9 protein-coding genes are annotated in these 11566 nt (G+C 59.4%); 6 read left to right on the top strand and 3 right to left on the bottom strand.

What is annotated here, in order from left to right; translation table 11 throughout:
* Positions 1-127 precede the first annotated feature (127 nt).
* From Enr13x_RS33460 to Enr13x_RS33445, 4 genes are read left to right on the top strand one after another with little or no spacing between them, the layout of a single operon-like run.
* Entirely contained in the window at positions 128-862 is a 735-nt protein-coding gene (locus Enr13x_RS33460) for a cupin domain-containing protein (RefSeq protein WP_145391212.1), read from the top strand.
* On the top strand, positions 859-1830 hold the full coding sequence (locus Enr13x_RS33455) for a toprim domain-containing protein (protein WP_145391211.1): 972 nt from the start codon (positions 859-861) through the stop codon (positions 1828-1830). The genes Enr13x_RS33460 and Enr13x_RS33455 overlap by 4 nt, the downstream gene beginning before the upstream one ends.
* Before the next feature lie 6 nt (positions 1831-1836).
* The gene (locus tag Enr13x_RS33450) at positions 1837-2295 is read left to right on the top strand and encodes a tetratricopeptide repeat protein (RefSeq protein WP_145391210.1); all 459 of its coding nucleotides are present in this window, start codon (positions 1837-1839) and stop codon (positions 2293-2295) included.
* Between the two features lie 4 nt (positions 2296-2299).
* Positions 2300-4111 (top strand): asparagine synthetase B family protein, encoded by a 1812-nt coding sequence (locus tag Enr13x_RS33445; RefSeq protein WP_197455546.1) that lies wholly within the window; start codon positions 2300-2302, stop codon positions 4109-4111.
* A 326-nt stretch (positions 4112-4437) separates the two neighbouring features.
* Here the strand turns inward: Enr13x_RS33445 and Enr13x_RS33440 are convergent, their stop codons facing one another.
* Genes Enr13x_RS33440 through Enr13x_RS33430 form a run of 3 tightly spaced genes read right to left on the bottom strand, consistent with a single transcriptional unit; the run spans position 4438 to position 8049 of the window.
* Positions 4438-5952 (bottom strand): tetratricopeptide repeat protein, encoded by a 1515-nt coding sequence (locus Enr13x_RS33440; RefSeq protein WP_197455545.1) that lies wholly within the window; start codon positions 5950-5952, stop codon positions 4438-4440.
* Positions 5939-7447 carry a protein kinase domain-containing protein gene (locus Enr13x_RS33435; protein WP_145392838.1) on the bottom strand — a complete coding sequence of 503 codons (1509 nt, stop codon included), beginning with the start codon at positions 7445-7447 and terminating at the stop codon, positions 5939-5941. The genes Enr13x_RS33440 and Enr13x_RS33435 overlap by 14 nt, the downstream gene beginning before the upstream one ends.
* On the bottom strand, positions 7444-8049 hold the full coding sequence (locus Enr13x_RS33430; protein WP_145391207.1) for an RNA polymerase sigma factor: 606 nt from the start codon (positions 8047-8049) through the stop codon (positions 7444-7446). The genes Enr13x_RS33435 and Enr13x_RS33430 overlap by 4 nt, the downstream gene beginning before the upstream one ends.
* A 389-nt stretch (positions 8050-8438) precedes the next feature.
* Here Enr13x_RS33430 and Enr13x_RS33420 point away from each other — a divergent pair, with 389 nt between their 5' ends.
* Together Enr13x_RS33420 and Enr13x_RS33415 are read left to right on the top strand one after the other, a co-directional pair.
* Positions 8439-10748 (top strand): vWA domain-containing protein, encoded by a 2310-nt coding sequence (locus Enr13x_RS33420; RefSeq protein ID WP_197455544.1) that lies wholly within the window; start codon positions 8439-8441, stop codon positions 10746-10748.
* Positions 10745-11560 carry a hypothetical protein gene (locus Enr13x_RS33415; RefSeq protein WP_145391204.1) on the top strand — a complete coding sequence of 272 codons (816 nt, stop codon included), beginning with the start codon at positions 10745-10747 and terminating at the stop codon, positions 11558-11560. The genes Enr13x_RS33420 and Enr13x_RS33415 overlap by 4 nt, the downstream gene beginning before the upstream one ends.
* Positions 11561-11566 lie beyond the last annotated feature (6 nt).

Below are 11566 nucleotides of genomic sequence, written 5' to 3'. Positions count from 1 at the left end.
GGTTTCCGGTTGAGGAAACTTGAAAGACCGGAGGGCTCGCGCCCTGCCGCTAACAAACAGCGACGAGTTTCGTTATCCTTGCTGGCTGTTTGCGATCCCTTTTCTGCACCCATGCAAGCTGAGACCGATGGATCACGAGCCGGATGCCGTTTCGCTGTTTGCCGCACAGACGCGGCCACTTTGTGATTTGTCGGATTCGTCGTTCCCGGCGGTGCTGTACGGCTGGAAGGATGAAGGGTTGACGCTGCAATCAGACGCGACGCATTACGGGTTTGTGCAACGCGGTCGTGCGGTGTTGAAATTGGGGGGACACGACTTTCAATTGACCCCCGGAATGTATTTCAGTGCGGCGGGGGAATGCCGGTTGGAGGGATCTGGCAGCGGGTTCGTCGCCTCGCGAATCGGTTATCGCGGGCTGTTTCAACTGGGCGGCCCGATCGAAGCGACGGGCCGCTTGCGATACATCGACGGCTGCAGCGATACCTTGTTGATCAGTCCGGCCGTCAAGGGCGACCCCTGTTTGAATCTGTTGCACATTCCACCACACACGCGTCAGACCGCCCACACCCACCCGACGGTTCGTTTCGGAATCATCGTGGGCGGCCAAGGTGTCTGTCGGTCGCCGAATCAAGACTTGGCACTCCAACCCGGCGACATTTTTTCGATTCGCCCCGAGGGCATTCACAGCTTCAACACCACGCATGATTCGTTGCTCGTCATCGCTTGGCATCCGGACAGCGATTGCGGTCCGACCCATGGTGATCATCCGATGATCAACCGCACCGTGATCGATGGTGTTTCGGCGGCCCAGCGGCAGCGGAATCAAGACGCATCCTGCACACCGGCGGAATCACGATCATGAAATGTCCAAAGTGCCCGCACAACCAACCGGTCAAATCGGGGATGAAGTGCGCTTCCTGCGGTTATCGATTCAGCTTCAATCCCCAGGATGTGCAATCCCAGGGATTGACGGACGGACGTTTTCTCGCCGCGGTTCGCGCGGCCAGCCAGAATGACACGGCGTTCTTCACCCGCAACCAGCTCTATGGGACCTATTGTCGGCGGCAAAAGGTGTCAAAGGTACCGGGCATCCTGGTGGGAACGTTGTTCTTTATTTTCGGAGCGGTCGCGATTGCTTCCAATAACATCCCCGCCGGTGCGTTGACATGGTTCATCTCGGCGATCATCTTTTTGGCGACGCTGCTGAGCCGTCCGTCGATTTTACCGCGAGACCGCTTCATGCGATTGATCGAGCGATGGATGAACGACGGCAAACCACTCGACAAGTTGATCGTGTCACCGTCGCTGCGGTCGCCGCCGCCGCAGTCGCCCGAGTCGGATTTGTACGACTATGGGATTCAGCGATTGTTGATCGTGCAGCGCGACGAACTCGTGGATCTGTTTGTTCTCAACAATCTCCACGCCGAACAGTCGATGCTGGTGTTGTCCATCAACGGCTATCCCAATTACCTGCTCGGACATGCCAAACGCGTGTTGGAAGAGCAGCCTGATTTGCCGGTGCATCTGCTTCACGATGCGGACGCCCTGGGACAGACCATGCAATCGCAGCTTCCAAAGCTTGGTTTGCCGCTGCAGGGGCGCAAGATCATCGACTTGGGATTTTCCCCCGACGATTTCAACCGTCTCAAACGGGCCAAGCAGATTGATCCCACGAATCGCAAGCGTACTCTGCCTGCCGACGTGTTGGCGCTGCCGTTCCTGTCCACCGGATTGGCCGCCTGTTTTGCGAGCGAAATGACGATGAGTGCGTTGCTGGAAGAACACGCTCGGGAACAGGCGGTCGCATCCTCCAATTCCAGTTTTGGGTAGTCCGTGATGAAAACGAATACAGCTGTCCTCGCCGCGTTGCTGATGCTGATGGCGGTCTGCACGACCGGATGCGACAACCAACCCTCTGGCGAAGCCTTTCACCGCGGAAGAGAGTTGTTGATCAAGGGGCAATTCGACGCGGCCGAATCCGTGTTGGCGGAATTTGAAACACAGCATCCCGGTCATGCGCTCTCCAGTCGGACGCGGTTCCTGCGCGCCAAAGCCAAGCTGGGGGCGGGGGATCTTCCGCAAGCGCGGCAACTGTTTCAACAAACCATCGATCGGTTTCCCAAGTCGGACGAGGCCGACAAGGCACGCTACAAACTGGCGTTTATTGAGTTGCTCGATGGGAACACGCAGCAGGCGGAGCAACAATTTCAAGACATCGTGAACCAGTCGCGCAGCATCTACATCGCCGAAGCCCATGCGGTGCGAGCCATGCTCGATCGGCAACGGGCCGAGTGAATCCATGGATGCATTGGTCGGATTCACGGGGCCGCCGTCGGAGACGCTGTTGCGATCGATGATCGCGACGCTGATGCACCGTGGGAAAGCACCCGGCGAGGTGTTCCTGCAATCAAACCATGCGTCGTTGGCAAGATTGCAACTGAGTGACGACCACGCCGTCGGTCTGCGACTGGACCGCCGCGGGTTGATCGATGGCGACGTGACGTTGCTGGTTTGTGGGTTCCTGACCCGAGACGGAACGGAGTCGCCCGGGGGATCGGTCGCGCTGTCCGGCTTGATCGCGGAGTATCGGGCACGCGGGGTTGCCGCGCTGGCGCGTCTGCAGGGAGCGGCGATCGTGGCGATTGCTGACGAGACCGCCGGCGCGCTGCACGTGGCGAGAATCGGCGCCGGGGTGCGGACGGTTTTTTACGGGCGGTACACCGACCCGTCGGCCGCAACGTCGCGCTGGTTGGTCGCATCGGAGCCCAAGGCGATCACATCCGCACCGGCGTTTCAGGCAGCGATTCGTCCGGCGGCGATCGCACAATACTTGGCGTTCAGTTTTGTACCCGGTAGCGGGACGATGTTGCAGGATGTCTTCGAATTGCCGGCCGGTCACGCAGTGACGCTCTCCGCTGATGGTTCCAGCAACCTGACGAATCTGTTTCCGTTTGAGGACGGTGAATGGGACGGCCGGGGTGACGGGGATGACCATTCGCACTGGGTGGCTGAGTCACGGCGGGTGATCGCCGATGCCGTCGCGCGACGGTTGCCTGTGGGCGAGCCCGTCGGGATCTTCTTGTCCGGCGGTTTGGATTCCAGCATCGTCGCCGCCGAGGTCGCCCGTCAGCACAACCATCGGGTGCTGACCTATGCGATTCACTTCGGCAAACACTATCCCAACGAGTTACAGTTCGCACGCAGCGTCGCAGACCGTCTGGGCACCGAGCACCATGAAGTCATGGTCAATCCCAGGCAGTTTGCGCCGCGGCTGCGTCAGATGATCTGGCATCTGGACGACCCGATCGGTGATCCGATCACGCAGCCGAATTTTGAACTCGCCCGACGCGTCAGCCAAGATGTGCGGTATGTGTTCAACGGCGAAGGGGGCGACCCGCTGTTCGGCGGTCCCAAAAATTTGCCGATGATGATGCAGCACTGGTACGGCGTCCCACGCGAACCCGGGTTCCGTGAAAAGGCGTACCTGGCGTCCTATCGACGGGCTTACGAAGAATGGTCCCGCGTGCTGCACCCGCGGATTCGAGACCAGATTGATCCCGAACGTGATTTGGAATCGATTTTGGCGCCGTTCTTTCAACAGACCTCGGTCCGTTCGTTCTTGAACAAACTGATGGCCATCAATATTCGTCTCAAGGGGGCCCATTTGATTCTTCCCAAAGTCGAACGGATGTTGGCCGCGTCGGGACTGACCCCGCTGGCGCCGTTGTTCGACGAGGAATTGATTCGGTTGAGTTTTCAGATGCCTCCGCGCATGAAGCTCCGCAGCGGTGACGAAAAATGGGTGCTCAAGCGTGCCTACGAAGACGACTTGCCACGTGAAGTGATCGAGCGGCCCAAGAGCGGGATGCGGGTCCCGGTCCATTTTTGGTTCCGCGGTGAAATGCGGCGGTTGGCCAAAAAAACGCTGGCGTCGCGACACGTCCGCGAGGCCGAGTTGTTTGATCCCGATCGAATCCGACAACTGTTGCGTTACGACATCGAAGAAGGCGCCGGACGCTACGGCATGCGGTTGTGGATGCTGATGACGTTCGAGCTTTGGCGCCGCGTCGTGGTCGATCGCGACAGGACGGGGGTGAGTGGCGGTCGGTAGGCTGGCTTTACCCCATGCCATCTAGGTTGACGCCAAGCGGGGTGTTTGGGTTAGCGGCAGGGCGCGAGCCCTCCGGTCTGTTGGCAAAAACGCGCAAGCCGGAGAGTTCGCGGGCTGTCGATTGAGTGGGATTGGTCGAGGCAATGGTGAGCCGCTGGCCGTAAGGCCTCGGGCGGGCGCCTGGATGCCCGGCCGCTTACGCGTCGCGGCTCACAAAACCGACAGCCCGCTTGCGCCCTGCCGCTAATAAATCGTTCACGGCGTAAGGCAGAGCCTGGGAACGAGTCTCCATGAAGTTGTTATTGAATGAAAGTGACGCTGCCCAACTAATCCTCGACGTCGCTGGCCGATTCGGCTTGTTCCAGCATGTCCTTCATGCCTTTGTCATTGGGATTGTGCTTGAGGTATCTCCGGCTCCACTGCTTGGCTTGCTCGTAGTTTTGCTGTTGCAGGTACGTGCGGACCAGACCGTGCCAGGCGGCCAATCCCATCTTGGCGGCGCGAACTTCGCCAACCTTGGCGATCGTCTGCTCGGTCGTGTCGAGCAACACCTGGATGGCTTCATCTAATTTGCCCAGCGCGAGTAGACTTTGGCCGATCCCGTTGAGCGCCGCGCCGTGAACCGGCGTGTCTGGATCGATCTTTTTGAATTCCGTGATCGCTTTTTCGTATTCCCCCAGATGCACGTAGGTCCAGCCCAAGCCGTTTCGTGCCGATTGGTTCTCCGGTTCGAGATCGACCGCCGAGAGAAAGCTGGTCAGAGCCTTGCGAGTATCGTGGGTTCGCCAGGCCTTCCAACCTTCGTCGACGAGCACGGATGCCGGTACCTGTTCCTTCGTCTCGGGTTTGGCCACATCGCTGTGGATCAATTCCTGCACGCGGGCGGCGATGATTTCTTCGGCCGAATCAAGCCGTTGCTGCAATTGCAGTTTGACGCGTTGCAGGTCGGCTTCGGCTTTTTCCACGCGTGCCAATTGCAGTTCCATCTGCAACTGGAATGACTGTCGCACCAACGCTTCGATCACTTTGTTCGGGTCGGTTTCCGGCGGGGTTTTGGCAGTCGACGGTTTGGCAGTCGACGGTTGTTTGGCGGCAGGTCCGAGCGGGGCGGCGCCCAATCGTTTGAGTTGGTTGTTGATCAGTTCAATGTTCTCTTCGAGTTGCTTGACCGTGGGGTGACCCTGACCGAATTGACTGGCCAGTTCTTGCAATTTGAGCTTTGCGGCCGATCCGGTTTCTCGCAGTTTCTTTTCAAGAGAATTGGTATTCCGCGCCGGCGCGGATGGCGGCGGTTCAGCGGTTAGAAACTGTGCGACGTCACCGTTTATTCCGTCCACGACAAACCGCTTTGCGGCATACTCGCCCTGAAAGGTCGTGACCTCCAGTCCGGTGAGCTCTTTGAGACGTGATTTGAGGTCGCGACCATTCTTGGTATGCCATGAATAGGCCCAGAAGAAATCTTTGCGAGTTTTGTCCGCGTTTGGATAGTACGTGATCATTTCTGTCGGAACGCGATCCGGTACGCCGCGGACGGAGTGTTCAAAGTAACCCGCAATGATGATTTGGCGGACGTCGGCTTCGGGGGCAATGTTCAAATTCCACTGGGCGCCGTAGTAGCCCGAGAGCACCAACACGACGGGTTTGCCGGTGGGTTGCACGTCGACGAACACGCGGTCATCGGCACTGCTCTCAGGCGAATAGATCCCGATGACGTGCAACTGGCAGGAGGCGAGTTTGTCCGCGGGCAACAGTTCGGCGCGGGCTTGTTTCGAAACGCTGACTTGCATCAGCAGGATACCCAGCAGGGCAGACGCGACGGTTGGCAAATTAAAGCGTCTCATTGGACGGCTCCAAGGTTGGTGAGGGATCGGCGAACGGATCGTCGGCCGTTTCTTGCAGAAGAAGATGGAGTTCGGTTTCCAATTGATCCAACGCTGTTGCATCGAACTCCCAGCCGACCTGTGGCGGCAGCAAATCCGACGGTGGTGGATCGGGATCGGTGACTTGGGGTGGCGGTGTTCCGGAATCGTTGGTCTCGAATCGCTTCATCGCCCAACCGTCCCCGACCATGACCAGAGCCACCACGACCAGGGCAACCAGGGCAAGGGCGACCATCACCACGGCGAGCGGCAACACGCTTGGCCGGCGTTTGGACGAAGGCTGCAGCTTTGGCAACAGCGTCGTCGTCGGTTGACGGACGTGCGCGAGGCATTCTTCGAGATGTGCGGCCAACTGATGGGCGTCATCAAATCGCTTGGCGGGATCTTTTTGCAGCAGTCGATCGACGATGGATTCCAACCAGGTGGGAAGATCGTCGCGAAGCTGGGAAAGCGGGCGATGCGGCTGGTCGGTGATTTTGCGGAGCACGCCGTAGGGTGTTTCGGCGCGGAACGGCGGGCGGCCGCAGGCCATGGCGTAGATGACGCTGCCGAGACTGAATAGGTCGGTGCGACCGTCGATGGCTTCACCCTGGGCCTGTTCGGGCGACATGTATTGGGGCGTCCCGGCCAGCACGCCGCTGCGGGTCAGGCTGGCATCGTCGGCGGTGCGTGCCAAACCAAAGTCGGTGATGATCACTCGCGAAACGCTGGCGGGCATCAAGATGTTGGCCGGTTTGATGTCGCGGTGAACCAGGCCCTGGTCGTGTGCCGCAGCCAGCCCTCGCGCGATCTGTAGCGAAATCTCGAGAACGTTTTCCAGCGCAAGCGGCGCGGCACGGTCGATGCGTTGCTGCAACGATTCGCCCTTGATGTAGGGCATGACCAGGTAGGGCATGTCCTTCCAATGGTCGACGCCGTAGATGGCGATCACATTGTCGTGAAGAATCGCCGCGGCGGCTTGTGCTTCCCGGGCAAAGCGTTGCCGCGCCGCGGAGTGGCCGGCGTAGGCGGGGCTCAGAACCTTGATCGCGACGAAACGATCCAACGAGACATCCCAGCCCTTCATCACCACGCCCATGCCGCCTTGGCCGATGATGCCCGAGATCTCGTAGCCGCCGAAACGCCCCAACATGCGTGGGTCGTCGGTGGGATCCAAAAAGCTCAGTTGTCCGAGGTGGAGGGATTGGCCCGGCCTGTTCAACGTGTGCGGATCCGATGTCGTGGGCAGCGGGCGATCATCGGTGTCGTGATCCGATGGCAGATCGTCGGCCGCGCTCAGAAAGGTTTGGGCATCGTCCCAGAACGATTCGTCAGCGGTCCGCCGCGTCAGTTCCTCGTCACAGTGTGGGCACGCATCGAGATGCTGTTCGAGTTGTTCCACTTGCGCGGCGGAGAGTTCACCGGCCAAGAACGCGTCAAGTTGATCGAAGCGGCACGGAGTGCTTGGTGCTTTCATGATTCGTCGTGCTCCTGCCGCAGATCGAGTTCCTGGACTTTGTCCTTCAGGCGTTTCATGACACGGCTGCGGGCGGTGTAGACACTTCCGCGGGAGCGATTCAACGTCTCGGCAACCCGTTGAACATCTTGTCCGAGCACCACGCTGCACCAAAACGCTTGCCAGGTCTCGCCATGGAACTCCTCACGGATTTGTGAGGCGGCGACGAGAAAGATTTCTCGCCGGTACTGCATCATCAAGGTTGACGTTTGATCATCGGCGGCGGGCTGTTGATGCAGGAAATCGATGACGTCGCTGCCTCCGATCGCCCGATCGGGCGCGCCGCGGGTGAGGGCATTGATGATCGCGCGTCGAGCGATCGTTTTCAGCCAGGTTCGAAATTTTGCTTGCCCGTTGTCGGGGTCAAATCCTTCGATCGCTCGCGAAATTGCCAGCAAAACTTGCTGAGCCAAATCGTCCGCGTCGGCCGGTTGCATGCCCCGATGGCGTGCCATTCGGCAGACGACGGGACGATACAGGTCCGAAAACTCGTGCCACGCCTGGCGATCACGGGGATCGCGGATTCGCATCAGCAGGCTCGGTCGTGTTTCGGGAACAGACATTCGGCGGGACAATGAATCGGGAGTTCGGCACGATGCGTCGGGCAAAGCGGAGCGTCATCAGACGTCCTACACACGCCAGGTGAGCAAATCTGTCAGCAGGTCAGGTCATTTTTGCAGTTTATTATTTTCTAGCTGTTGGATCGGGTGCGGGAGGGAAAGGCTGAACGATTGGAGGGCCGAAACATTCCAGACTGGCCGTCCGATTTGACAACGCCACTCGGATTCGCCACGCTAACGCTCGTAGGCGGGCGTGGGTCATCTCTTCATCATCTTATCACTCGTCTGCCGATGGACGTGTCACGGCGCTGCCACTTGCGCTGTTGACGGATGGTTGGATTGGATGCGCGCACGTTGCTGATTGTTCAAAGGACCGGATCGAGGCACCCGAAATGGCATCAGCTCGGAAACGATGGCTGACCGACGGACTTGATCTCGGCTTGGAAGACCGTGAATCCTTGCCGATCAATTTTCCGCCGCCGATTCCCGGTGAACGACGCGCCGCGGCCGATTCGGTGATCTACCGCGATGCTCCGCCGGTCGCCTGCTGCGACTTGCCTGCCGGCGATGATGCCAGCGATGATGCCAGCGATGATGCCAGCGATGATGCCAGCGATGATGCCAGCGATGATGCCAGCGATGATGCCAGCGATGATGCCAGCGATGATGCCAGCGATGATGCCAGCGATGATGCCAGCGATGATGCCAGCGTACGCCGCTTCCCGACGCTGGCTCAGATTCACACGGTGCGGCGTGCCGCGGAGACCGGGGGCCGCCAAAAGTCGGCCGGCTGGTTCGGCTCGATTCTCGTCCACGTCGCGATCGTGCTGCTGATTGCGTTTCTGGTGGTTCCGGCGGACTTCGGGGGCAACGGGATGCAAACCTTGGTGATGACGCTCAGCGAGGATCAGCCGGAGATTCCGATCCCGATGATGTTGGTCGACGAAACGGCGGCCGAGGACTCCTCGTTACTGAACGAAATGGAACCGGAAGCGGAGATGCTCGAGCCGGTTGATGTTTCGCTGAACGTGGCTCGCCCGGTCATCAAACCCTCCGGTTTAAAATCCAAGCCCGGTCAATCCGCCGGCAATGTCAGTGGCGGATCACGCGGTTCATTCTTCGGCATCGAAGCGGTCGGACAGGAGTTTGTTTACATCGTCGATCGTTCGGGAAGCATGAACGGCGTTCGCTATCGACGCGCGATCGAAGAATTGAAGCGATCGGTTCGTGAACTGCGGGAGGACCAGAAGTTTTTTGTGGTGCTGTTTAGCAATTCCAGCACGCCGATGTTTCAGGGGACTCGATTGATGAAGATGATGGAGGCGACGGCGGAGAATAAAGACAAGCTGGACGCTTGGTTGGCGACGATCCGCGCCGGTGGCGGGACCAATCCCAATTCCTCGCTGCGGACGGCGCTGAGAATGAAACCGAGTGCGGTGTTCATGTTGTCCGACGGTGAATTTTCGGAGACGAAGGCCAACAAGCGGGGCGGTTTGTTGAGTGCCGGCGGTGATGCCTATTCGATCGTCCAAGCCTCCGGCGGGGCGATCCCGATCCACGCGATCGCGTTTGAAGATCCCCGCAGCTGCAAAAACATGAAACGACTCGCGGAGCTGAGCGGCGGTGAATACCGGTTTGTCAACGCGTCCGGAAGAACGCAGGCCGAGTTGATCGCCGACGCCAAGACGATGGTCGGCCAGCCGCCGGGCAGAGCCAGGGCGAGTCGTCAGCGGCAATTGAGCCACCAATTCGGATCGTCTCAGGTGTCCGGCAACGCGAAACAGACCTATGGGACGTTGTTGGTCGACGAATTCGAGAACACCTATGGTGACATCGGTCAACCGGATTCGCTGGTCAGTGTTCCTCCCTTGGATGAATTATTCGGGTTGCTAGAAGCGTTGGTCCATACCGATTCCCGACGGTCCGTGATCGCGTCGTTGCAAGACAAGGTCGCCGGAGAGCTCTCGCGACGATTGCACGAGGCCGATGCGTCCGACGTCGAATCCACCTGCGACGCCATCTTGCGTTGGCGGGGATCGGTTGCGGCGACAAGCGTTTTGGACCGGATTGCCGATCATCTGGGAACGTTGAACCGGGACTCCGCCGAAAAAGCCTTTGCGCGATTGCAAATGGTCAAGCGATTCCATCCGCGATCCAAAGCCGTTGCGGTCTGCCAGACGATGTGCGATCAGATTCGTGATCAAATTCTCCGTCAGTCCAATGAGATGGTTGAACGGGGAGACATGGCGGCGGCGATTCGGAACTTACGCGAGGCGAGGACGGGGCAATCGGATCAGATCCTGCGATCCCTGGCCGATACGGCGCTGCGTGATTTAACGATGAAACAACTGGTCGCCGCACGAGACGCATCGATGCAACGCGATTTTGATCTCAAAGACGAGATCAATGAGCAATTGGAGATGGGGTTCGCGGATGATCCCTTGCTCGCTCAATTGCGCAGGGATCGCATCAATTGCGAACTGAACGCCCGACGAATGTTGTTGCAAGTCGGCAGCGAGAACGCCTACGCGGGTCTAAAGCAAAAGCGACAGCAACTCGAAGCGATCATCAGCCGCTATCCCGATGCGTTGGCCACCCGCCAGGCGAAGACCCAATTGGATCAGCTGCCCAAATGGAAAGCCGCGGAGGAGAAACAGGAAGCCGAGCTGATTCGACTGATGGATGACACACGCCGCCGATGACCGAATCTCCGCAGCGCAGACGTCGGGTCCGGCGAATCGTTCTCGGCAGCGCCCTGTTGATTCACGTCATTGTCTACTGGTCGTTGGGGTTCGTATTGCGGCCGTCCGATGACGTTCACCGGGTGATCGCGGTCGGCGTGATGCTCGGTCAGTGTTCGTTAGCGGCGATCCTGGCAACGATGTTTGCGCCAGGCAAGCTCGCCCGAATCGCGATCACGTGGAGTGCCGCTCTGACGTGTTGGTACGGGCTTTCGACCGTCTTTTACTGGGGACTCGGTGAACCCGGCGCCGCATGGTGGGCGATCGCCATCACCGTGCAGACGATCGTGTGTTCGCTGGGGACCCAGGTGATGGAGCAAAAAAGAAGGCATGCCTCAGCTTCGTCGGCCGTCGCCTTGGAGTCGGGAAACACTCCGTTTCAGTTTCCCATCCGATCTCTGATCGTGTTGACGACCATGGCGGCGATCGGGTTCGCGGTGGTCGAAGTTGGTCAGCGGCGGGGTTGGTGGTCGATCGATTCTTTGAACGTCCACGAAGGCATCATGATGGTGGTGGTCGGGTTGATGGTGGGCGTCACCGCTTTGCTGTGCGTGATCGCTTTGGCGGCGCGGAAGAGGTCGGTGGTTGCCACACGTCTGTTCGCGTTTGCCGGACCGGTGTTTCTGCTGGCAGTCGTCTTGCAATGGGGGGCCGTCCAAGCGGGAATGGACCAGTCTTCCGATCCCACCTTGGCCGTCGTGCTGCTGGGGACCCAGGCGGGGTGCGTCGTGATCACGCTGGGCATTGTCAACCGCGTGTCAGGGGCGCCGTGATCGCGG

This window comes from Stieleria neptunia, assembly GCF_007754155.1.
GTDB lineage: Bacteria > Planctomycetota > Planctomycetia > Pirellulales > Pirellulaceae > Stieleria > Stieleria neptunia.
This window is presented reverse-complemented; position numbering and strand designations above follow the sequence as displayed.